This is a genomic window from Acidithiobacillus ferriphilus (assembly GCF_028215975.1).
Lineage (GTDB): Bacteria > Pseudomonadota > Gammaproteobacteria > Acidithiobacillales > Acidithiobacillaceae > Acidithiobacillus > Acidithiobacillus ferriphilus.
Genome location: NZ_CP116458.1, coordinates 2,377,044 through 2,397,979 on the forward strand (window position 1 = coordinate 2,377,044; position 20,936 = coordinate 2,397,979).

Below are 20,936 nucleotides of genomic sequence, written 5' to 3' on the forward strand. Positions count from 1 at the left end.
CAACCCCAGAAAGATAAACAAGCCATGAATTACGACCACCATCATCACGCCGGCAATGCCGCCGACTGCGTCAAGCATCTGGCCCTGAGCCTCACTTTGCAAGCCCTGATCCGTAAGGACACGCCACTCGCTTACATCGACACTCACGCAGGAGCGGGGCAATATATCTTAGGCGCGCAAGGAGAACACTTGCACGGTGTTTCGCGCCTGTGGGCAGACCGGCGCAGCCTGCCACACGCGGGTGCATGGCTGAAAATCATCAGCAATGAGAACGGTGACGGCATGTTACGCCGCTACCCCGGCTCACCCGCCCTTGCCGCCACCCTCCTCCGGCCTGGCGACCGGATGGTGCTCTGCGAACAGCAGCCCGAGGTGGCGACGCGCCTGCGCAAGGCGATGGGCCAACGGGCGCATACCAGCATCCTCAGCGAAGATGGTTATCGCGCCCTCTTCGGCCTGATCCCCCCGCCTGAAAAACGTGGTCTGGTCCTGATCGACCCGCCCTTTGAGCGCAGAGATGAATGGGAGCGCCTCGCGGACACCCTGATCCGCGCCTATCGGCGCTGGCCGCAAGGGGTGTATCTCGTCTGGTACCCGGTAAAAATCCGCGGTACGATCACCAGATTGTGGCAGACTTTGCGTAAGCACCTGCCCGCTTTTACCTGCGAACTGTTGCAGATGCCGGAGGAAGGCCGGGAACAGCTTTTTGGCAGCGGGCTGATCGTGGTGAATGCGCCCTGGGGCCTGCGCGAGGCGCTTAGCGCCGCCCTGACAGAACTAGGTCCACTGCTCACCGAGGCACAAAGTGGCGGGCTGTGGTCCCTGCGTTGCCAGGGCTGGCCGGGTCCGGACAAGGCTTAGTTACCACCTACCAAACGCCACCGTTTGGTCCGTAACCGCATGTTTTAACGAAGGAATACTTCATGAGTGCCTCGACACTGTCCAATATCGACCACGTGCGCAAACTGCTCCTCTACGGCGGGCCGCTCGCGCAGTTTCAAGGGGAACTGGTCAAGCAGCCAGGTCAGGAAATCAGTGTTGCCGTGCTCTATCAACTAGCCCTGCGCTATGGCGTTATCAGCCCAACAGCGGCGCGGGAAGGGCTTGCCCTGCTCGCTACGGCGGGCACCGCTGGTGATACCGGGCGCGCCATTCTGGAACGGGTACTGACCGAAGGGGATTTTTTGGCCGTGCGGGTAATGCGTTGAGAAGTCGTGATTATGCGCCTTTATAGCTGGAACGTGAACGGCTGGCGCGCCGCCTGTCGCAAAGGCTTAGGCCACTGGGTCGCGGCGACGCAACCGGATGTGCTCTGCATACAGGAAAGCAAGGCCGATCCGGATCGTCTTCCAGTGGCAGAAACCGCACTGGAGGGCTACGATAGCCGCTGGGTGGTTGCCGATCGCCCCGGTTACAGCGGCGTTACCACCTTCAGCAAAGCGCCTTGCCGACCGGTAGCAACGGGCCTGGGCATCCCGCGCTTCGACCGGGAAGGTCGCGTGCTTATCACCGACTGCGGTGATTTCGACCTGTATAACGTCTACTTCCCCAACGGTAAGAAGGATACCGAACGCCTCGCCTTCAAACTGGATTTCTACGCTGCCTTTCTGGAGTTGATCAACGCCCGGGTCGCCACCGGTCGGGCTGTGGTATTTTGTGGCGACGTTAATACCGCCCATCAGGCCATCGACCTCGCGCGCCCTAAAGAGAATGCGAAAATATCCGGTTTTCTCCCCGAAGAACGGGCTTGCCTGGACCAGTGGGTAGCGGCCGGCTGGGTGGATAGCTTCCGTCACCTACACCCGGACAGCATAACGTATTCCTGGTGGAGCCAGCGCACCAACGCCCGCGTCCGCAATATCGGTTGGCGCCTTGATTATTTTTGGATACATGAAAGTCTGCTGCCGCGCCTGCGCGGAGCGGGGATTGCCACCGATGTGACCGGCTCCGATCATTGCCCGGTCTGGCTGGAGTTAGGCTGAATGAACCTCGAACAATATGCTGCCCTCGCTATCACTGCCCTGCATACGGTAACCGATTACCGGCGTTGGGGAGCCAGCCGTTTTGCCGCTGCCGGGCTCGACTTCAGCCAGGGCCAACAGCAACCTCGCGCCGAAGCCGACACCCTGATCGCGTGGGCGCTGCATCTGGAACCGGAAGACCTTGCAGAACTCGGCGCGGCCCGCCTGCTGGATGGTGAGAAAAGCACAATACTCAACTACTTCTATCAGCGGGAGATTCTCCGTCGCCCCACCGCCTACATCACCGGTGAAGCCTGGTTTGCCGGACTGCGTTTTAGCGTCGATGAGCGTGTCCTCATCCCGCGCAGTCTGCTGGAGCCCTTTATTGAAGAGAGCTTCGCGCCCTGGGTAGAGGCGTCGCAGGTACAGCGCATTTTGGAGATCGGCACAGGTTCCGGCTGTATGGCCATCATCCTGGCTCTGCGCTTTCCGGACACCGAAGTGGATGCGGTGGACATTTCCGCCGAGGCCCTCGCCGTAGCCCGCGCAAATGTGCGGCGTTATGGCTTGGAGGACCGCGTACATCTGCATCAGTCCGACCTCTTCGCCGCATTGGATGGACAGCGCTACGACCTGATCCTCAGCAATCCGCCCTATGTGGACGCGGCGGCCATGGCGGAGTTGCCCCCCGAATACCGGCACGAGCCTCGTCTCGCCTTGGCCGCCGGCGACGATGGCCTGGATTGCCTGCTCCCTCTGCTGGAGCAGGCGCCACAGCACCTGCAGACGGGCGGCGTCCTGGTGGTGGAAACCGGCGATGCCGAAGCGGCCCTCATCCGCCGTCGTCCCGATCTGCCCCTGATCTGGCTGGAGCATCCGGCGGGCGGCTCCGGTGCATTCCTAATGATGGCAACGGCCGACGGCGGCTTCTAAGGCAGCGCCGCATCAAAGTTATGCCGTCGTGGCAACCCGCTCCAGAAAAGCAAGCATCGCCCGCGACTGGATATCAGCGTTAACATTAAACCGGGCCAACGTCCAAGGATCCCACCTGGTGGAAACAGCACAGTCCCTTTCTAAAACCTGGCCCCTCTTTGCGGGAGGAGGTCTCGCCCTCGGTATGGGCTCCTTCGACGGCGCCTCGGTGCAGGGTATTTTCCCCTACATCGCGGGCGGCCTCTCCACCAGCAGCGATCATGCCCTCTGGACCCTGACCTACTTTATTGTTCACTGGTCACTAGGGATTACCCTGATGCCCTGGACGACAGCCCGCTTTGGGATGCGCCGCGTCTTTCAGATGGCGGTCACCGTGGCTATGGTGGGCACCGTCATCAGTGTGGCGACCGATAATCTCTGGATTATGCTGCTGTCCCGCGCTCTACAAGGTATAGCGGCGGGGCTTCTCGTCCCCCTCAGCCAGAGTCTGTTCTTACGCCACAGCCCCGGCCGATTTCACGGCCCCGTAACCATCTTCTGGAGTAACGCCATGCTGGTACCCTTTTTCTTCGGGCCAGCCATTGGCGGCCTGCTAGCGACGGAACTCGGCTATCGCAGCATTTTTCTGCTCTCCCTGCCGATCTGGGGCGTCGCCCTTTTTCTGGGCAGCGCGGGCATTCCCAAAGATCACGGTGATCCCCTGACGCCGCCTTTCGACGGTTGGGGCTTCGGCCTGCTCTACGGCGGTCTGATGAGCATGCAGGTGGTGCTGGATCAGGGCGAGCAGTACGGCTGGTGGCATTCTACCTTCATTCTGAAAATGACCCTGTTCGCCGTCGTCTTCCTGTTGCTTTTTGCCTGGCGCGAAAACGAGACTCGCCATCCCCTGCTCCAACTGCACTTTTTGCACCGGCGCAATTACTGGCTGGGGCTGCTGCTGCTCTGCCTGGGCTGGGCCATGTTCATGGGCTGGGCCGCCATGCTACCCCTCTGGGCGGAGGAAACCCTCGGCTTCAACGGCTTCTGGGGGAGCGCGGTACTCATTCCCATTGGTCTTGGCGCTATTCCCTTGTCGACCCAGATGGACCGCCTGCGCGGGCTACTGGGACTGCGTCGGCTGACGACCCTCTGCTTTGCCATTTTTGCCTTCGCCTACGGCAGCGCCTACCTCAGTCCCATCAGCAGTCTGAGCGATCTGTTTTGGCCGATGCTGTTCATCGGCATGGGCGTCGGTATGCTCTTCGTGCCGCTAACCATGGTTATCCTCTCCGGCCTCAGCGCTACGGAAATTCCCTCAGCGGCCACCACCAGCAACTTCATTCGCGTCTTCAGCGCCAACATCGGGGTGAGCCTGCTGAGCGTCTACTGGGCCCGCTACAGCGCCCTTGCCGGCGACCATCTGCGCAAGCAGATCAGCCGTTTCGATCCGGAAACGACACTCTCGGCCCAACACCTGCACACCCTGATCGAAGTGCAGGCGGGCACCCTGAGCATCGACAACCTGCTGCGTCTGTCGATGTGGATCTGCCTGATAGCGGCCATTACCGCCTACGTCTTTATCATCCCGCCCAGCGCCCTGCGCAACGCCGATGGTCCGCGCAATTATGTGGAGGAGGAAGAGGACGAGTTTTCCACCGTAGTGGCCAGTGCCGCCGCCAGGGAAGGTGTCACCACCACCTCCTGACGCGGGCGTGGTATTTCGATGCCCGCCTGCTCCAGGGCATCCGCCAGTGCCCAATTATATTTGGCGCGGGTTCCGCCGGGACGTATCAACCCCGCCCGTTCCACCCAGACGATCATTTCGCAGTCATAACCCGCATCTCCGAACGCGTTCAACCACAAGGTCGGCAGATAACGTTCATCCCTTGCCGTCAGGGGCAAGGAGAGGGCGGTTTCTATGACCAGATTCCGCAATCGTTCCCGATCGGTACCGTAGGGCACGCGAAACGGGATATGAATCCGCATAATCGGGTCATCCAGACTCCAGTTGATCACCTCGCCATTCACAAACTGGGAGTTGGGTACCAGGATATCCACATGGTCGTTGGTCACGATCTGGGTGTAGCGCACGCCCAGCTTTTTGACCTCGCCATGCAGGCCGTTTTCTTTGATCTGGATGTAGTCGCCTACCTTGATACTGCGTTCAAAGAGCAAAATGAGTCCGGACGCAAAATTGCTGAAAATATTCTGCAACCCGAAACCCAGGCCGACACCCACCACACCGCCCAAGAGAGCCAGACTGCTGAGATTGACACCAACCGTCTGCAGGGCAATGAAAATGCCCAGAGCAATAACCATGTAGTAGGTAAGCCGCGAGATGGCGTAAGCCGTGGCATGATCCAGTTGCCGGCTCAGTACCCGGCGCGTGAGCCGCCGCACCCAGGCCGCCCCCCACCATAAAAAAACCAGGATAATCAGAAACTCAACCATACCGATGGGCTCGACAATCATCCCCCCGGGCAGCGTCCACGGGGCGGTAAACCAATGCCAGAAACCTCCCAGATAATTATGCATTATGCGCATCCCCATCGATCCTCGGCTCCAGTACAGTATCCAAGATACAACAACCCCTGCCGTAAAGCGCTGGCTTGCGTTACACTAAAGCAAAAATTTCGTGCATAAGGTAGCCCTGTGAAAGCATTTGTCAGCCAGGCCCTGCAAGGGGCGCTTCAACAACTCCACGCCCAGGGCAGCATTCCAGGGATTCCCGCCACCCTGGAGCTGGATCGCCCCAAACAGGTGGAACACGGCCATCTCGCCAGCAACGTCGCCCTGCTCCTCGCCAAAGCGGTCGGACGCAAGCCCCGCGACATCGCCAACGATATCGTCGCGGCCCTGCCTGCCTCGGAATGGATTGCCCGCACCGAGATTGCCGGCCCCGGCTTCATCAATTTCTTTTTGCGGCCCGCCGCCTTTCACGCCGTCATCCACCGGGTACGTACCGAAAAAGAGCGCTTCGGCGCCAACCGAAATGGCGTCGGCCAGCGCCTGCAACTGGAGTTCGTCTCCGCCAACCCCACCGGCCCCCTGCACGTCGGGCACGGGCGCGGCGCCGCCTATGGCGCCAGCCTCGCCAATATCCTCCGCTTTAACGGCTTCGACATCTTTTGTGAATACTATGTCAACGACGCCGGGCGGCAAATGGATATTCTCGCGGCCAGCGTCTACCTGCGCTATCTCGAAGCCGCCGGGGCGCTGCCCTGGCCCTTCCCTGAGAACGGTTATCGCGGCGACTATGTGGGCGAAATAGCGGCGCATCTCCGGGAGCAGGTCGGCGACCGCTTACAGCACGCGGCGGGCGGATTGCCGAACCTGCCCGAGATGAGCGACGGTGATATCGCCATCGACGCCCTCATCGCCCACCTGAAGCAGTCCCTCGGTGCCGACTATCGCACTCTGCACAGCGTCGGGCTGGACGAGATTCTCGCCGACATCCGCGACGATCTGGAGGGTTTCGGTGTGCATTACGAGCGCTGGTATTCCGAGCGCAGTCTGATGGATACGGGTGCGGTAGATGCCGCCGTCGTCGCCCTCGAAAAAGCTGGACATTGTTACCCTCAGGAGGGCGCCCTCTGGTTCCGCGCCACTGCCTTTGATGACGACAAGGACCGGGTTTTGCGTCGCGACAATGGCGCCTACACCTACTTTGCCTCCGATGTGGCCTATCATGCTGAAAAATTTGCCCGCGGCTTCACCCACGTCATCGACATGTGGGGTGCGGACCATCACGGCTATGTGCCCAGAGTCAAGGCCGCCCTGCGCGCCCTCGGTCTGGAAGACGAACGCCTGGAAGTCGTCCTCGTCCAGTTCGCCATCCTCTATCGCGGTACGGAAAAAGTCTCCATGTCTACCCGTGCCGGCGAGTTTGTCACCCTGCGCGAACTGCGCGAGGAAGTAGGCAATGATGCCGCGCGTTTCTTTTATGTGCTGCGCCGCGCCGACCAGCATCTGGACTTTGATCTGGAACTGGCCAAAAAGCACTCCGAAGAAAACCCGGTATTTTATATCCAGTATGCCCACGCACGGGTGTATTCTCTGCTGCGGCAAGCCGTAGAAAAGAGCCTCAGCCTGCCTGTAGCAGACGGCGTCGACCTGGAAATCCTCCAGGAGCCCCGCGAAATCGCACTTGCCGACACCCTCTGGCGCTTCCCGGAAGTAGTGGCCACGGCGGCCCGTGATCGCGAACCACATCAGATTGCCTTCTATCTCAGGGAGTTGGCCGCGGCCTTCCACACCTACTACAATTCCACCAGAATTCTGGTGGAGGAAACGCCGCTGCGCCACGCCCGCCTGACGCTCTGTCTGACCGTCGCGCAGACTATTGCCAACGGATTACGACTGCTCGGCGTCAGCGCACCGGAGCAGATGTAAAGGATTATGCGCGATTACAAAAATCAAACCAGCCGCCCGCGAGCGCCAGAGCCACGCCCGCCCATCCCACCACGGCGGACGGTTGCGCTGGAAGATGACACCGAGCGAACGCCCCCCCCTCCGGCACTGAACTGGCCTTGGGTGTTGCTGCTTCTTCTGGTAATCATGCTCAGTGCGGGGGTCTGGTGGTGGATAGCACAAATCCACATCACCACCGGAAAGCTCGGTTTAATCAATAGCGGGACAAGACTACCGGCGGCGGCGGCCTTCAGCAATGGCGCGCCGGCAATCGCTCAGCATCAGCCTGTTAGCCCGGCAGCGTCCACATCGGCTGCCCTGGCGACTATACAAACTCCGGCGGTGCGCGACCCACTCGCCGTCGTCACCTCCAGCAGCGCCGCTGCGGCCTCCACAGCCGCCACCCGCAGCGGCGTCGATTTCAATTTTTATCAGATATTGCCCGCCATGCATGTGGATATTCCTGCCGACATCCTCGGGAACGGTCCCGGTATCCCCAGTGCGGCGACCAGCAGCACCAGCGCCGTCCACCAGCCGGTGACCATTCAGGTCGGCGCCTTCACCAATCGCGCCGCCGCCGCCGTCCTGCGCGATCGTCTCGCCCTGCTGGGGGTCAGCACCCAGATGGAAAAGGTGGAAGCGGGCGATAACAACACCCTCTACCGGCTCCGCACCAACACCTTCGATTCTCTGGCAGCGGCCCAGCCCACCCTTGCAAAAATCCGCGGCATGGGCATCACTCCGCTGCTGCTGGGCAGCGGAATCATCGGCTCCGGGGTCAATGCACCGCTGTCACAATCTCCAACGCCTTGATCGCGGCAGCCGGGGTTTCCTGGCCACTCAGCACCCGGTCCAGCCCTGGCAGGTAGTGGTTGATGGTCTCCACGCCAACCAGCAGATAAGGACGCAACAGGGCAGTGCTCAACACGGTGGCAGGCGCCTGGAGAATCGTCTTGAAGTTGATTTCTCCATCCTCCATATCGAGCTCAAAGTTACCCAGAGCCAGCCCATAGTTGGCACGGGTCAGAAACTCCGCCACCGCCAGGCGTTTTCCCATCGTTATCTCCAGATTCTGGGGACGCAGGTAAAACAGGATACGCTCCCGTTCGCCATGCACATGGCAAAAAATGTCCAGAACGCCATTAGGCACCTGCAACGCGCAAGTGAGGACCGGATAATCGGGCAGTGTTTTCGCTTCCCATTCCAGTTCGGCAAACAGTTTCTCGGCAACTTCCAAATGATTCATGATCACTTTCCCTGTTCAGCAATGGCCTCGGCGAGGCGGAAAAAGGCGGCCTGATCCAGCGTCTCGGCGCGGCAACCGGGATCAATCTGCAAACCCCGCAAGTCGTCCGCGCTCAAAATGCCGCGCAGATTATTGGCGAGTGTCTTGCGGCGCTGGGCAAAGCTGGTGGCCACAATCCGCGCAAAAGGCACCTGCAAATGGCGTGGTAGCAACCCTGGACGATGGGGTACCAGGCGCATGAAGGCCGAATCCACTTTGGGCACCGGAAAGAAATTGCCAGGAGCCACCGTGAACAGGGATTCCACCGCGCAGTGCGCCTGTACCATCACCGAAAGCCGTCCGTAAGCTTTGGTTCCTGGCACCGCCACCATACGGTCCACCACCTCTTTTTGCAGCATGAAGTGCATATCCCGCACCTGTTCCACCTGCTCCAGTATATGAAAAATCAGCGGCGTCGCTACATTGTAAGGCAAGTTACCCACCACCCGCAGGATATTCCCGGCACCGGCCAGTGCCGGGAAGTCGACCTCCAGCGCATCCGCCTCTATGACCTGTAGCTGCTCCGGCGACGCCAGCGCGTGCAAACCGGCAATCATATCCCGATCCAGTTCTACCACCGTCAACTGCGGCAAAAGGCGAAGCAAAGCCTTGGTCAGCGCCCCCGGCCCCGGACCGATCTCCACCAATTGATCGCCGGGCACGGGGCGAATAGCCGCCACAATACGCGCAATGATCTGCGGCTGAACCAGAAAATTCTGTCCGAAACGCTTTTTTGCACGCGGCAGGCGCCCCTCTTGCAACATTAGCACATCTTCATGCTATATTTGGTCGACGCCTCTAGCAGGCGATGCGAAACGGAAAGTCTATGCACCTCGTGCTGCGCCTTGACGTCGGTGGTCGTCCCATGGCCTGGGAAACCTGGGAAGAAGCCGCGGCCCATTATGTCCGAGGTAATGTTGCTTGGACACTGGGGAATCCTTTCTTTACCGCTCACGGCGGCATCTGCCGCCGCAGTGGCATTCTCTCGCAACTCGACATTCATCCGGTCATCGCCGTCCGTGGCCGTCATCAGGGCAGCATTCGCCCTCCGGCACTGTCCAACCAGACCTTGTTTCATCGCGACCGTCATCTCTGCATGTACTGTGGCAAACACTTTCCCCTCCGCGAACTCACCCGTGACCATATCATTCCCATCTCGCGCAAGGGCAAGGATATCTGGACCAACGTGGTGACCGCCTGCCGCAGTTGCAACAGTCGCAAGGACAATCGCACCCCCGACGAGGCGCACATGCCGCTGCTCGCGGTGCCCTTCACCCCGACCTGGGCCGAGTATCTGCTGCTCAGTAATCGGCGCATTCTCGCCGATCAGATGGAGTTCCTGGTCGCCCAGGTGCCAGAGGGACGCAACCGCATTTTTTGAGTATGCAGACCGGCCTGCGGCAGGCATCAACGGCCCGCGAGGCGCCGGTTGCGGACGATTTCCGCAGCGACATCCAGCGCCCGCAGCAAACTGCCTCCTTCTGCCCGGCCCGTGCCCGCCACATCCAGCGCCGTGCCGTGGTCCACACTGGTGCGCACCATAGGCAAACCCAAGGTAATATTTACCGCCTCACCAAAGGCATGGTACTTCAGCACCGGCAGCCCCTGGTCGTGATACATCGCCAGCACCGCATCGGCATCTTCCAGCAGGCGCGGGGTAAACAGGGTGTCGGCCGGCCACGGGCCGCTGACCCGCAGCCCCTCTCCCTGCAATGCTGCTATCACTGGCGCGATGATATCCTGTTCCTCATGCCCCAAGTGCCCGCCCTCCCCGGCATGGGGATTCAGACCAGCGACCAGAATACGGGGTGCCGAAAGGGCGAAGTCTTCACGCATGGCCCGGTGCAGGATGCGCAACGTACCCTCCAACCCTTCCGGGGTAATGGCTGCCGCCACTTGGGCTAAAGGCAGATGAGTCGTCGCCAGCGCCACCCGCAGGCCGCGACCAGCCAGCAGCATGACCACCTCCGGACTGCCACAGGTTTCCGCGAGATATTCTGTATGCCCGGTAAAGGGAATCCCCGCGTCGTTGATGATGCCCTTGTGCACCGGGGCCGTTACCAGCGCATCCGCAGCGCCTGCCCGTAACAGGTGCATCGCTTTATCCAAGGTAGCCAATACCGCCGGTGCATTAGCCACATCCAGATGGCCGGGGCGACAAGGCTGAGCCAGGGGCACGTCCAGCACATGCAACACACCGCTTCCCGGCGCTGGCCAGGGATTGCCCTCCTGCCAGGATTCCAGTCGCAGCGATAAACCCAGAGTCAGGGCGCGGCTGCGCAGACAGTGCAGGTCGCCAATGAGCAGGATCCCGGAGGGCAGGGCGTGGCTGGCCAATTGCAGGCAAATATCCGGGCCGATGCCTGCGGGTTCTCCCACCGTCAGCAACAAACGTGGCTCTGCGATCATTCCCCAACCTCCTCGAGCAGCACTTCCACTACCCCTTCCGGTCCTTCAACCCGCTGCGGAATACGCAAGACCCGTACCCGCATCAGGCGCTCCCGAATATCGATAGTGAGCACATCACCCACCTGCACCATCGCCCCCGCCTTAGCCAGCCGACCGTTGATCTGCACACATCCGCCATCACAGATTTCTTTGGCCAGACTGCGGCGCTTGATCAGGCGTGACATCTTGAGGAAAAGATCCAGACGCAAATGGTCCACCAAAATTAGCGCCCTTGTCCGAGGATATCCGTGAAGGCATCTTCCAGACGTGGCTCCTGAAGGCGCAAATCCAGGATCTGGGCGGGCAATTTTTGCAATTGTGCCAGGACGCCCCCCAACGGGCTTCTCCGGGCATCAATCCTGAGTACCCGGGTATTTTCTGCGGCACCGGTCAGCAACTCCGCCAATTCAGGAGGGAGCGTGCCCGGATCGCGGTCGAAGGTCACCGTGAGCACCCGCCAACTGGAGGTACGCAGCAATGCATCCTTGCTGTCCAAGGCAACCATTCGTCCCTGCTGGAGAATGGCGATCCGCTGGCAGAGTTCCTCGGCCTCTTCCAGATAATGGGTGGTGAGAATGACCGTATGGCCCTCTTCATTATACCGTCGCATAAAACGCCAGAGCCCCTGACGCAGTTCCACATCAACCCCGGCAGTCGGCTCATCCAGCACCACCACCGGGGGCCTGTGCACCAAAGCCTGGGCGATAAGCACCCGCCGCTTCATGCCACCGGACAAAGCGCGCAAATTGGCGTTGGCCTTGTCCGTCAGATCCAGTTCCGCCATCAACTCATCCAGCCAGTCATCATTGTGACGCAAACCAAAATAGCCGGATTGCATGCGCAGAAATTCGCGCACGGTAAAAAAGGGGTCATAGGCCAACTCCTGGGGCACGACCCCCAGCAACTGACGGCTCCGGCGAAAATCCCGCTCCACATCAAAGCCGAAGATTTCTGCCACCCCGCTCGAACGGCGCACAGTCCCGGCCAGGATGTTGATCAGCGAAGATTTCCCCGCACCATTGGGGCCCAGCAGACCAAAAAACTCTCCGGCGTGCACATCCAGATCTACGCCAGCCAAGGCCAAATGGCCGCTGCCATAGGCTTTGCGCAACCCGGCGATGTGAATAGCCAGGGGATCAGTCATGGCACAGCGGCAAAATATCCTGCAGACGATACAAACTCGCCAGTTCTTGCAGCTTGGAAGACGCCCCATGAATGCGTAGCGCGGTTCCACGCTGCCTGGCCTGCTGTACCCACTCCATCAACACGGCAAGCGTCGCGCTGTCCGCAGCCTCTAGCTCCACGACGGAAATTTCTGTGCAGCCCTGTCCGTCTTTCACCCATGCAAAGGATCGCAGTACCTTATCCAGTGGTGCCACCCGCCAGTCCCCTTGCAGAAACAGCCAAGGAGCACCGTCAATCATCCGTCGCTCCCAGGAGGCCACTGCGCTCAAGCGGCCGCCGCCGTTTTGCCTGGTGTCTTGCCCATGCCATCCTTGGCCTTCATATCCTGGAGCAGAGCGGGGATTCCACGGCTCGCGACGATCTGGCCAAAGCTCTGCCGGTAATTCAGCACCATGCTGACCCCGTCAATATAGGTGTTGTAAATCCGCCAGGAGTTGTTGATGTAGAGCAGGGCATAAATCACCGGAACATCTGGACCACTACCGTTCTGACGAATAACCATGTTCACTTGTGCCACTGGCGGATTCTGGGAGATCTGCTGGCTGCCAGTGATTTTTACCGTCTGCCCGTGGTAATGATTGAGTGAATTACTGTAGGTACGCACCAGCAGATCCTTGAACAGCACCACAAATTCCTGCTGCTGGGCCGGATCCATCTGCCGCCAGTACCGCGCCATCACGTATTGCGACATGGTGGTGAAATCCATGTGCGGCAAGACGATATCCGCCACCTCTTTCTTCACGGCTGGCGTGATCGGCTTGCCGTCATTGGAGCGCAGCACCTTGAGTACACTATTGGTAAGCTGCTGAACCACCGCTACCGCCCCCTGCGTGTCTTCTGCCGCAGCAGGCAGCGTCCAGGCCAGTAAAAAAAATGCCATAGAAATCAAAGAAATTTGACGCATACCGAATCCTCCCTATTTGCTACCCGAGGCCTTATCAAAGACCATCTGGCCGATTAGCTGATCAATATTGACCGCGCTTTGCGTCATGGTAATGGTACTGCCCGGCTTCAGCTCCTGCGGCATTCCACCCGGCTGAACGGCCACATACTGCTCGCCCAGCAACCCCTCGGTGTAAATGGACGCACCCGTATCCGTCGGCAATTTCACCTTCGGTTCGATACGCATGGTCACCTTCGCCATGAAGGTCTTGGGGTCCATACCGATGTGGGTCACCTCACCGATCGTGACCCCACCCAGTCTGACCGGGCTGCGCACCTTGAGGCTGCCCACATTGGTGAAATTCGCATGCAGTACGTAACCGTCGTTGTAGGCGAAGCCGGAGAGGTTCCCTACGCGCAGTGCCAGCACCACCAAAGCAGCGATGCCGAGGAGCACAAAGATGCCCACCCACCAGTCTATCGCTCGTTTTTCCATGCGCCGTCTACCCCTTAGGTGAACAAGAAAGCCGTGAGAATGAAATCGAGACCCAGCACCGCCAGCGATGCCGTCACCACGCTGCGCGTCGTGGCGTTACCCACGCCTTCCGCTGTCGGCTGTGCCGCGTAACCTTGCCAGGCAGCGATCCAGGTCACCACCAGCCCAAAGCAAAGAGCTTTGAACAGACCAGTCAGGATATCACCGGAAAACGTGACATTAGACTGCATCTGCGCCCAGAAAGTGCCACCATCCACGCCCAGCACCGGCACCGAAATGAGGTATCCACCCAAGATGCCGACCAGATCAAAAATAGCGCAGAGTATAGGCACGACGATAATCCCCGCCCAGAGGCGGGGCGCCACGACCCAGGCAAATGGGTTGACCGCCATCATTTCCATGGCGTTTAGCTGCTCCGTCGCCTTCATGGAGCTGATTTCGGCGGTCAGCGCCGACCCCGCCCGCCCGGCGAAGAGCAGCGCCGTCAACACCGGCCCCAGCTCGCGCAGGAGCGACAGGGCGACCAGGGTGCCCAGTGCCGAAGTGGCGCCAAAGCGCACCAGCGCGTAATACCCCTGAAAACCCAACACCATACCCGTGAAGAAAGCGGCGACCATCATCAGGAGCAGCGACCGCACCCCAAAGCCATACACCTGCTTGAGCAGTTGTTGAATGCTGAAATGGCGGTTGATCACCGCCACCAAACTCCGCAGCAGAAAACGCGCCGCGGCCCCCAAGTTGGGGATCGTCAGCAATACCTGTCGCCCCAGATTCGGCACGAAATCCAGAAAGGCCATGCTCTAAATCACCTCACCCGCAGCCGCCGAACGCATCAAAGCGGTAGCGTAGTTATCTCTCGCCGGATAATGAAAGGGCACCGGCCCATCCGGCTGCCCACCGAGAAACTGCCTGGCCAGTTCTGAATCACTGGCCCGCAAGACTTCCGGTGAACCTTCCGCAATGATTTTGCCGCCCGCGAGGATATAACCATAATCCGCGATAGAAAAAGTCTCCTGCACATCGTGGCTGACGAGAATACTGGTCGCGCCCAGGGCATCATTGAGGCGACGGATCAGAGTCGCGATAATTCCCACACTGATGGGGTCCAAGCCGGTGAAGGGCTCATCGTAAAAAATCAGCATCGGATCCATCACCACCGCACGGGCCAACGCCACCCGCCGAGCCATGCCGCCGGAGAGCTCGGCGGGCATCAATCCAGCCGCGCCCCGCAATCCCACCGCCTCCAGCTTCATCAACACCAGTTTACGCAAGATACCCTCGTTCAGCCGGAAATGGCGGCGCAGAGGAAAAGCGACATTCTCAAAGGCGCTAAAATCGGTAAACAGGGCGCTGTGCTGAAAAAGCATGCCCATGCGGCGGCGCAACCGGTATAGCTCCTCAAAATCCAGCGCTTGCAGATCCTGCCCTGCCACCCGAATGCGCCCGGATTGTGGCGCCAGGGTACCGGCCATCAGATTCAGCACGGTCGTCTTGCCGCCACCGCTCGCTCCCATGAGGGAGACGATGGCCCCTTGGGGAATACGCATATCCACCCCCGCCAAGACCGGATGCGGTCCCCGGGAAAAGTGCACGTTTTCCAGTTCGACAAGGGCCTCAGCGGCCATGGGCGCTCTCTGCTTTTGCGATCATGGCGCACAGTATAAACCGAACGGTCAGCATGGGGCTAGAACGCCGCGCAGAAGGGATGCAAATCACCCCTCGCCACCCGCTAAAAACCCTTGCATCCTCAGCGCATAAGTGTATAGTTCGTCGTCTGTTTCCACGGCACCGAAAGCAGTTACTAAGGGGGTCAGTCCTTAAGAGATTTGGAGCAAAGCATCGTTCCAGCAAGGTAGGGCATAAAACCAAGTACTGTCTGGGGGTGCACGGGAGCTACTTCTTAACCGTTTATTAACTTTGGTAAGGGGGGCACCTATGCGCTCATTGGGACATCAAATCGTCGCAGATTTTTACCACTGTGACGGCAGTACCTTGTCTGATGTTGATTATGTTACAGATGCCATGCTCGAGGCCGCCCGGCGTGCCAATTGCACCATCGTGACGCAAACTTTTCACCACTTCTCGCCCTATGGGGTGAGCGGCGCCGTCATCGTCGCCGAGTCGCATCTGGCCATTCACACCTGGCCGGAATATGGCTACGCAGCGGTGGATATTTTCACCTGCGGCGATATCATCCAGCCCGAGGATGCCTTGAATTATCTCAAGGAAGCCTTTGGCGCCGAGCAGGTCTCCACCATGGAGATGAAGCGCGGGCAAGTGGATATGATGGGCGTTCCTGCCCATGAGTTGCGCGTCAAGCCGGTTCTCTGCGCTTGAAATGACTCACAGCGGTAACAGGCGGACCTGGGTAACCGGTCCGCCCTTTTCTTTTGCGCGTTTCTTCCGCAAAATCCCCCGCGAGCACCCCACCATCCCCAGCGTCGAGAGAGGCGGTTATGAGCACAGAACTGTGGTACACCGAGCGCTATGAAGAGCACGGCGCAGCATTGAGCCTGAAAATCCGCGAAGTGCTGCATCGCGAGCAGAGTCCTTATCAGGTCATTGAGATCTTCGAAACCGAGCAGTTCGGCACCCTCATGACGCTGGACGGATTGGTGATGGTCACCGACCGCGACAACTTTCTCTATCACGAAATGATGAGCCATCCAGCCCTCTTCACCCACCCGATGCCCAAACGGGTACTGATCATCGGCGGTGGTGACTGCGGCACCCTGCGCGAGGTGCTGCGCCACCGGGAAGTAGAAGAAGCCACGCAGGTTGAGCTGGATGAGCGGGTCACTCGCGTCGCCGAGCGTTTCTTCCCGAAACTCTGTGAGAAAAATAATGACCCCCGCGCCCATTTTCACTTTACCGATGGCATCGCCTGGGTCAAAGAGGCGGAGGCGGGACGCTATGATGTGATCATCGTCGACTCCACCGACCCGGTCGGACCGGCGGCGGGGCTTTTCGCCACGGACTTTTACGCGGCTTGCCACCATGCGCTGGCCGATCAGGGCGTGCTGGTGGCCCAGTCTGAATCTCCCTTGTTACATGCCAACCTGATCCGTCAGTGCCAGCAACGCATGACGGAAGCGGGCTTTGACGCGGTGAACAGCGTGTACTTTCCGCAGTTCTGCTATCCCTCCGGCTGGTGGAGCGGGACACTGGGACGCAAGGGTCTGGCTATGGATGCGTTTCGCGCTGACGATGCCCATGCTTTTTCGGGCACGCATTATTATCACGCCGGGATGCAACAGGCGGCGCAGGTCGCGCCGGCCTTTCTGCTGCCTTGAGCGATCATCTCCGGACAGGTATTTAGAATCCGCCCGCAGCGCGCGGTCCGATGACCGGGCGTTGCGGACAATAATTCCACAGATGCAGGGCGGGGACTTCATGCTCCCAACCCAGGCACGAAATGCTGCCCGGGTCCAGATGCAGATGCTCACCAAAACGCAACTCCAGCCCCAGCCAACGGGCGGCCAGCGCCCGCAGAATGTGGCCATGGGCAAAGCACAGTACATGACGGTGGCCCTTCTCATCCCATTCCTCAAGCAGCCCGTCGCAACGGGCGCTGACGGCTTCCGGACTTTCACCACCCGGTCCACCGCAACGGAAAACACTCCATTGCGGATTTTCTCGGCGAATTTCGGCTGTCGTCATGCCCTCATAGCGGCCATAGCGCCATTCACAAAGTCCCTGGTGTAGTTCAGGATCGGCAAATCCCGCGAGAATGGCTGTGTGCTGCGCCCGCAGCATGGGGCTGGAGTAAACGCCATCAAAATGTCCCTGCTCCACAAAGGATCCCCAGAGCGCTTGCGCGTCTACCCGACCCTCCGCCGTCAATGCCACATCGGTCACCGAGGTATGTTTGCCGCTATCCGACCATGCCGTCATGCCATGCCGCACCAGGGTGATGGATTCTATCTTCATGGGAAACCTCCAATAGCTCCGACCATTCCCCGCACCAGTAATTTTCCTGATGGTTGCTGCTAAACCTGGATTGTCCGTCCAGCAACCCATTGATCATGGCTCAGAGTGAATCGCCGATTCTTCAGGGCGATCCCCTATATCTCCGCTTCGTCTTCTTCGCTGCCCGTTTCTTTGAAGGCGGCGGGATCCAGGTGGTAACGACGCAGCAGGCGATAAAACTCCGTCCGGTTGCGCTGCGCCAATTGTGCAGCCTGACTCACGTTGCCCCGGGTCATGCGCATAATCTGGATCAGATAATGCATTTCGAAGCGGCCCTTGGCATCGGCCAGGGGCATGACTTCACCCTCCCTGTCGCGCAGAGCGTGGCGGATGAGGGGCGCACCGATTCGCGGAGTGGTAGACAGCACCACCGCCTGCTCAATGACGTTGGCCAGTTGTCGGACGTTACCCGGCCAAGGCGCTCCCACCAGCAGTTCCATGGCCTCCGGCGCGATACCACGGACATCCTTGCGGTTTTTGGCCGCCGTATCGCGTAAAAAAAACTCGGCCAGCAGCGGGATATCCTCGGGGCGCTCGGCCAGGGCAGGCAAATCCAGAGTTACCACACAAAGGCGATAATAGAGATCATCCCGGAATCGCCGGGCAGCCATTTCCTGCTCCAGATCCCGGTGACTCGCAGAGATGATCCGCACATCCACGGCAATGCTCTCGGTGGCGCCGACGGGGCGGATCACCCGTTCCTGCAAGGCCCGCAACAGTTTGACCTGCAGGGAGAGGGGCATGTCGCCGATTTCATCGAGAAAGAGGGTGCCGCCATCCGCTGCCTGAAACAACCCCTGATGATTATTGGCCGCGCCGGTAAAGGCGCCCTTTTTATGCCCGAAGAGTTCTGACTCCAGGAGTTGCTCGGGAAAGGCGGCACAGTTGAGTGCGATAAAGGCCTGATTGCGGCGCGGACTGGCCTGATGAATGGCCTGCGCCAGCAATTCTTTACCCGTACCGCTGGCACCATGCACAAAAACACTGGCATCAGACGCCGCCACCAGACGCGCCTGATCCAGCACCGTCTGCATTTTTGGACTGCGGGTCAGGATACGGTCCCAACTGGAATCCCTGCCCTTCTTATCCGAAGAGGGTGGAACCGCCGCGGTCAGGCTGAAGGCGCGTTCGACCTGCGCCATCAGATCCTTGCCGTCAAAGGGTTTGGTGAGGAAGGCAAAGACGCCCTGATCTGCCGCCAGCAAAGCATCAGGGATGGAACCATGGGCAGTGAGGATGATGACGGGCAAAGTCGGATAGTCACGGCGGATAGCGTCGAGCAGCGCCATCCCGTCCATCTCGTCCATCTTGAGATCAGTGATGACCAAAGACGGATGCTCCATCGCCAGCACCGAGAGCGCCTCGTTGCCACTGGCGGCGGTACTGACGGCATAGCCGGCCGTTTTCATACGCAAAGACAACAAACGCAAGAGATCAGCGTCATCATCCACCAGTAAAATTCTGCCTTTTTCCATTCGGTTTAGTGCCCCTGAGGCAAGCGCGCGTTTTTTTCGATTTGTACCAGTTCATCAAGTTTTTTACGCAAAACCATCTCGCGCTGTCGGGACTCGGCAAGCCGGTTTTGCAAATCATTCGCCCGCGCCTCCAGTTTTTGGTAGCCGGGATCACCGGCCCGGGCATCGGCAAGTTGCTTACTCAAGCTGGCGGCTTCCGCTTTTTCAGAAACACAACTCGCCGTACTCGCAGTCACTGGAGTAGCTTTTTCCAGTGCCGCAATCTGGGCTTGCAAGGCCGCCAGGGCGCTGGTCTTTATCACCTGTTCACCTGGCTTGAGGATCACTGTGTTGGGGGGGGATGATATCAACGGTGTGGCTGCGCAACCCGCCAAGGTCAGCACGATAAGCACCGTGGGAAGCGATATGATCGATGAGCGGTAGGCGCAACCGGAAGCACGCCCCTGGCGTTTCTTTGTCCAGCAATTCAAGACTTCCCCCATAACTCAGTACATATTCCCTGGCGATGGCCAGTCCCAACCCGCTGCCCTCGACCTTCCCGGCATCCGAGGCCTCGCCCCGGTAGAGAATATCGAAAATCTTTTCACGCTCTGCGGGCGCCACACCCGGCCCCTCATCCTGAACATCAAGGACCGCCTGGCCGTCCTGTACCTGCAAATATATCCGTATGGTAGCGTTTTGCGGCGAGAACTTCACGCCATTTGACAACAAATTATCGCAAATAGTCCGCAGACGGTCTTCATGACCACGCACCCGCACGTCGGCCAACTCCGTGACCAGATGCAGCGATTTGCTGCGCAGACTGGGCTTATAACTCAACAGCAGGTCTTCCACCACCGCTGTCAGGGAGATATCCTGCACCATACCCGCGCCCACCGGTCCCTCGGCCAGGCTGAAACGCAGGAGATCCTCAATCAGTCGCTGCAGACGCAGGCTGTTGTCGCGAACAATATGCACAATCTCCTGCTGCTCGTCGGCACCCAGTTCATGGCCCAGGTCCTCCTGGAGCAGCTCTGCGCCCTCACGGATGGCCGTCAGCGGCGTCTTCAACTCATGGGAAAGCTGCCGCAGGAAATGTAATTTCGCCGCCTCCAATGCATTGAGTCGATTACGCAACCACTCCAGACGATCGCCCAGACTGGCGATGTCTCGCGGCCCCTGCACGGCGATGGGCGTTTCCAGATCACCATCACCGAGACCGGAAACCGCCTGGTCAAGACGCCGGATTGGGCGGGTGATCAGCACGATAAACAGGATCGCAAAGGCAATGGAGAGTGGCAACACCAGCAGCACTTCTACAATGGTCAGACGCTTGATCGCCAGTGCCCGCGTGCCCAACTTGGCCACCTCGGTGCTGATGCCTTCATTGACGTCGCTTTGCAGGTGTTGCGCCTCAGCACTGGCACGGCTGAAGTCGCTCTCCAGTGCACTGCGATTTCCCCCTAACGACACCAGCGGCAGCATTTGGCGAGCATGGGCCAGATGATCGGCCAAGCGTTGAAGACGTCGTCGATCAACGGGAGACGGCCCGGCGGCAGCAAATCGGGCACTGGATTTCTTGTACTCCGTAAAACTCTGATCATAGAGCACCAGTAAAGCCTGATCCTGTAACACCGTATATTGCAGCCCGTAGCGCTCCATGGAGCGCACCGCGTTATTCATCCGGTTGGCAGCATCGCTCATAGCCACCGCGCGCAGAATACTCACCTGCCCCTGCTCGGCAAAATGGGCAATAGAAATGGTCACACTGACAATGACCAGCACCAATGGCACAATGACCAGGCCAAAGCCAATGACAGCCAGCTTGGAAATGGAACTCGGGCGTAATGCCATAGACCGGCAGGCTCCGACGCAGAAAGGGAGTCTCAGCGTAGGTTCGTGAGCTGGAAAGTGCAAGAGCTATCGCGCCAAGT

Annotated in this window: 25 protein-coding genes; 10 read left to right on the plus strand and 15 right to left on the minus strand. The window is 59.5% G+C overall.

The features are described from left to right. The first annotated feature begins 24 nt into the window (after positions 1-24). The 5 genes from PJU76_RS11935 (at position 25) to PJU76_RS11955 (ending at position 4,578) form a co-directional block, all read left to right on the plus strand. Positions 25-861, plus strand: a complete 837-nt coding sequence (locus PJU76_RS11935; protein ID WP_271779699.1) for a 23S rRNA (adenine(2030)-N(6))-methyltransferase RlmJ — start codon at positions 25-27, stop codon at positions 859-861. Positions 862-923: 62 nt separating this feature from the next. Beyond that, entirely contained in the window at positions 924-1,208 is a 285-nt protein-coding gene (locus tag PJU76_RS11940) for a DUF2322 family protein (protein ID WP_064218855.1), read from the plus strand. 12 nt (positions 1,209-1,220) lie between these two features. Continuing rightward, a complete protein-coding gene (locus tag PJU76_RS11945; RefSeq protein ID WP_271779700.1) occupies positions 1,221-1,982 on the plus strand; it encodes an exodeoxyribonuclease III in 762 nt (253 codons plus the stop codon). Then, positions 1,983-2,894 carry a 50S ribosomal protein L3 N(5)-glutamine methyltransferase gene (prmB, locus tag PJU76_RS11950; protein WP_271779701.1) on the plus strand — a complete coding sequence of 304 codons (912 nt, stop codon included), beginning with the start codon at positions 1,983-1,985 and terminating at the stop codon, positions 2,892-2,894. It begins immediately after the preceding gene. Between the two features lie 118 nt (positions 2,895-3,012). Further along, positions 3,013-4,578: an MFS transporter gene (locus tag PJU76_RS11955; RefSeq protein ID WP_271779702.1), complete on the plus strand. Its 1,566-nt coding sequence runs from the start codon at positions 3,013-3,015 to the stop codon at positions 4,576-4,578. On the opposite strand, the gene PJU76_RS11960 is transcribed toward PJU76_RS11955, so the two are convergent. After that, a complete protein-coding gene (locus tag PJU76_RS11960) occupies positions 4,497-5,423 on the minus strand; it encodes a mechanosensitive ion channel family protein (protein ID WP_271779703.1) in 927 nt (308 codons plus the stop codon). The two genes, PJU76_RS11955 and PJU76_RS11960, sit on opposite strands and share 82 nt — an antisense overlap. Positions 5,424-5,525: 102 nt before the next feature. Between PJU76_RS11960 and argS the strand changes: the two genes are divergently transcribed. Continuing rightward, positions 5,526-7,265 (plus strand): arginine--tRNA ligase, encoded by a 1,740-nt coding sequence (argS, locus tag PJU76_RS11965; protein ID WP_271779704.1) that lies wholly within the window; start codon positions 5,526-5,528, stop codon positions 7,263-7,265. Between the two features lie 6 nt (positions 7,266-7,271). Beyond that, positions 7,272-8,096 carry an SPOR domain-containing protein gene (locus tag PJU76_RS11970; protein ID WP_271779705.1) on the plus strand — a complete coding sequence of 275 codons (825 nt, stop codon included), beginning with the start codon at positions 7,272-7,274 and terminating at the stop codon, positions 8,094-8,096. Here the strand turns inward: PJU76_RS11970 and PJU76_RS11975 are convergent. Both PJU76_RS11975 and rsmA read right to left on the minus strand, forming a co-directional pair. After that, positions 8,062-8,529, minus strand: coding sequence for a YbjN domain-containing protein (locus tag PJU76_RS11975; protein ID WP_271779706.1), 468 nt, complete (start codon positions 8,527-8,529; stop codon positions 8,062-8,064). The two genes, PJU76_RS11970 and PJU76_RS11975, sit on opposite strands and share 35 nt — an antisense overlap. A 2-nt stretch (positions 8,530-8,531) precedes the next feature. Then, the gene (rsmA, locus tag PJU76_RS11980) at positions 8,532-9,332 is read right to left on the minus strand and encodes a 16S rRNA (adenine(1518)-N(6)/adenine(1519)-N(6))-dimethyltransferase RsmA (protein ID WP_271779707.1); all 801 of its coding nucleotides are present in this window, start codon (positions 9,330-9,332) and stop codon (positions 8,532-8,534) included. Positions 9,333-9,394: 62 nt separating this feature from the next. Between rsmA and PJU76_RS11985 the strand changes: the two genes are divergently transcribed. Next, positions 9,395-9,949, plus strand: coding sequence for an HNH endonuclease (locus PJU76_RS11985; RefSeq protein ID WP_271779708.1), 555 nt, complete (start codon positions 9,395-9,397; stop codon positions 9,947-9,949). 26 nt (positions 9,950-9,975) lie between these two features. Here PJU76_RS11985 and pdxA read toward each other — a convergent pair whose 3' ends face one another. Genes pdxA through PJU76_RS12025 form a run of 8 tightly spaced genes read right to left on the minus strand, consistent with a single transcriptional unit; the run spans position 9,976 to position 15,204 of the window. Continuing rightward, positions 9,976-10,977, minus strand: a complete 1,002-nt coding sequence (pdxA, locus tag PJU76_RS11990) for a 4-hydroxythreonine-4-phosphate dehydrogenase PdxA (protein WP_271779709.1) — start codon at positions 10,975-10,977, stop codon at positions 9,976-9,978. Continuing rightward, positions 10,974-11,234 carry an RNA-binding S4 domain-containing protein gene (locus tag PJU76_RS11995; protein ID WP_271779710.1) on the minus strand — a complete coding sequence of 87 codons (261 nt, stop codon included), beginning with the start codon at positions 11,232-11,234 and terminating at the stop codon, positions 10,974-10,976. Before PJU76_RS11995 ends, pdxA begins: the two co-directional genes overlap by 4 nt. Positions 11,235-11,239: 5 nt before the next feature. Beyond that, a complete protein-coding gene (locus PJU76_RS12000; protein ID WP_271779711.1) occupies positions 11,240-12,160 on the minus strand; it encodes an ABC transporter ATP-binding protein in 921 nt (306 codons plus the stop codon). After that, positions 12,153-12,440, minus strand: a complete 288-nt coding sequence (locus tag PJU76_RS12005) for an STAS domain-containing protein (protein ID WP_271779712.1) — start codon at positions 12,438-12,440, stop codon at positions 12,153-12,155. Before PJU76_RS12005 ends, PJU76_RS12000 begins: the two co-directional genes overlap by 8 nt. Before the next feature lie 26 nt (positions 12,441-12,466). Beyond that, positions 12,467-13,105 (minus strand): MlaC/ttg2D family ABC transporter substrate-binding protein, encoded by a 639-nt coding sequence (locus PJU76_RS12010; protein ID WP_271779713.1) that lies wholly within the window; start codon positions 13,103-13,105, stop codon positions 12,467-12,469. Between the two features lie 12 nt (positions 13,106-13,117). Further along, a complete protein-coding gene (gene mlaD / locus PJU76_RS12015; protein WP_271779714.1) occupies positions 13,118-13,579 on the minus strand; it encodes an outer membrane lipid asymmetry maintenance protein MlaD in 462 nt (153 codons plus the stop codon). 14 nt (positions 13,580-13,593) lie between these two features. Continuing rightward, positions 13,594-14,376: a lipid asymmetry maintenance ABC transporter permease subunit MlaE gene (gene mlaE, locus PJU76_RS12020; RefSeq protein WP_271779715.1), complete on the minus strand. Its 783-nt coding sequence runs from the start codon at positions 14,374-14,376 to the stop codon at positions 13,594-13,596. A gap of 3 nt (positions 14,377-14,379) precedes the next feature. Beyond that, on the minus strand, positions 14,380-15,204 hold the full coding sequence (locus PJU76_RS12025) for an ABC transporter ATP-binding protein (RefSeq protein ID WP_271779716.1): 825 nt from the start codon (positions 15,202-15,204) through the stop codon (positions 14,380-14,382). A 310-nt stretch (positions 15,205-15,514) separates the two neighbouring features. Between PJU76_RS12025 and speD the strand changes: the two genes are divergently transcribed. Then, positions 15,515-15,916: an adenosylmethionine decarboxylase gene (speD, locus tag PJU76_RS12030; RefSeq protein ID WP_271779717.1), complete on the plus strand. Its 402-nt coding sequence runs from the start codon at positions 15,515-15,517 to the stop codon at positions 15,914-15,916. Between the two features lie 119 nt (positions 15,917-16,035). Further along, positions 16,036-16,872 carry a polyamine aminopropyltransferase gene (gene speE, locus PJU76_RS12035; RefSeq protein WP_271779718.1) on the plus strand — a complete coding sequence of 279 codons (837 nt, stop codon included), beginning with the start codon at positions 16,036-16,038 and terminating at the stop codon, positions 16,870-16,872. 22 nt (positions 16,873-16,894) lie between these two features. Here speE and PJU76_RS12040 read toward each other — a convergent pair whose 3' ends face one another. The 4 genes from PJU76_RS12040 to PJU76_RS12055 all read right to left on the minus strand — a co-directional run bounded on the left by PJU76_RS12040 (position 16,895) and on the right by PJU76_RS12055 (position 20,856). Further along, a complete protein-coding gene (locus tag PJU76_RS12040; protein WP_271779719.1) occupies positions 16,895-17,509 on the minus strand; it encodes a histidine phosphatase family protein in 615 nt (204 codons plus the stop codon). 134 nt (positions 17,510-17,643) lie between these two features. Continuing rightward, a complete protein-coding gene (locus PJU76_RS12045; protein WP_271779720.1) occupies positions 17,644-19,023 on the minus strand; it encodes a sigma 54-interacting transcriptional regulator in 1,380 nt (459 codons plus the stop codon). Between the two features lie 5 nt (positions 19,024-19,028). Continuing rightward, complete coding sequence (locus tag PJU76_RS12050) at positions 19,029-19,325, minus strand: hypothetical protein (RefSeq protein ID WP_271779721.1); 297 nt, start codon at positions 19,323-19,325, stop codon at positions 19,029-19,031. 4 nt (positions 19,326-19,329) lie between these two features. After that, complete coding sequence (locus tag PJU76_RS12055; protein ID WP_215892446.1) at positions 19,330-20,856, minus strand: HAMP domain-containing sensor histidine kinase; 1,527 nt, start codon at positions 20,854-20,856, stop codon at positions 19,330-19,332. Positions 20,857-20,936 lie beyond the last annotated feature (80 nt).

Bases quoted from the DNA above. Each gene is read 5' to 3' on its own strand.
- PJU76_RS11935 (WP_271779699.1), top strand. From the start codon at position 25: ATGAATTACGACCACCATCATCACGCCGGCAATGCCGCCGACTGCGTC.
- PJU76_RS11940 (WP_064218855.1), top strand. From the start codon at position 924: ATGAGTGCCTCGACACTGTCCAATATCGACCACGTGCGCAAACTGCTC.
- PJU76_RS11945 (WP_271779700.1), top strand. From the start codon at position 1,221: ATGCGCCTTTATAGCTGGAACGTGAACGGCTGGCGCGCCGCCTGTCGC.
- prmB (WP_271779701.1), top strand. From the start codon at position 1,983: ATGAACCTCGAACAATATGCTGCCCTCGCTATCACTGCCCTGCATACG.
- PJU76_RS11960 (WP_271779703.1), bottom strand. From the start codon at position 5,423: ATGGGGATGCGCATAATGCATAATTATCTGGGAGGTTTCTGGCATTGG.
- PJU76_RS11970 (WP_271779705.1), top strand. From the start codon at position 7,272: ATGCGCGATTACAAAAATCAAACCAGCCGCCCGCGAGCGCCAGAGCCA.
- PJU76_RS11975 (WP_271779706.1), bottom strand. From the start codon at position 8,529: ATGAATCATTTGGAAGTTGCCGAGAAACTGTTTGCCGAACTGGAATGG.
- rsmA (WP_271779707.1), bottom strand. From the start codon at position 9,332: ATGTTGCAAGAGGGGCGCCTGCCGCGTGCAAAAAAGCGTTTCGGACAG.
- PJU76_RS11985 (WP_271779708.1), top strand. From the start codon at position 9,395: ATGCACCTCGTGCTGCGCCTTGACGTCGGTGGTCGTCCCATGGCCTGG.
- pdxA (WP_271779709.1), bottom strand. From the start codon at position 10,977: ATGATCGCAGAGCCACGTTTGTTGCTGACGGTGGGAGAACCCGCAGGC.
- PJU76_RS12000 (WP_271779711.1), bottom strand. From the start codon at position 12,160: ATGACTGATCCCCTGGCTATTCACATCGCCGGGTTGCGCAAAGCCTAT.
- PJU76_RS12005 (WP_271779712.1), bottom strand. From the start codon at position 12,440: ATGATTGACGGTGCTCCTTGGCTGTTTCTGCAAGGGGACTGGCGGGTG.
- PJU76_RS12010 (WP_271779713.1), bottom strand. From the start codon at position 13,105: ATGCGTCAAATTTCTTTGATTTCTATGGCATTTTTTTTACTGGCCTGG.
- mlaD (WP_271779714.1), bottom strand. From the start codon at position 13,579: ATGGAAAAACGAGCGATAGACTGGTGGGTGGGCATCTTTGTGCTCCTC.
- mlaE (WP_271779715.1), bottom strand. From the start codon at position 14,376: ATGGCCTTTCTGGATTTCGTGCCGAATCTGGGGCGACAGGTATTGCTG.
- PJU76_RS12025 (WP_271779716.1), bottom strand. From the start codon at position 15,204: ATGGCCGCTGAGGCCCTTGTCGAACTGGAAAACGTGCACTTTTCCCGG.
- speD (WP_271779717.1), top strand. From the start codon at position 15,515: ATGCGCTCATTGGGACATCAAATCGTCGCAGATTTTTACCACTGTGAC.
- speE (WP_271779718.1), top strand. From the start codon at position 16,036: ATGAGCACAGAACTGTGGTACACCGAGCGCTATGAAGAGCACGGCGCA.
- PJU76_RS12040 (WP_271779719.1), bottom strand. From the start codon at position 17,509: ATGAAGATAGAATCCATCACCCTGGTGCGGCATGGCATGACGGCATGG.
- PJU76_RS12045 (WP_271779720.1), bottom strand. From the start codon at position 19,023: ATGGAAAAAGGCAGAATTTTACTGGTGGATGATGACGCTGATCTCTTG.
- PJU76_RS12055 (WP_215892446.1), bottom strand. From the start codon at position 20,856: ATGGCATTACGCCCGAGTTCCATTTCCAAGCTGGCTGTCATTGGCTTT.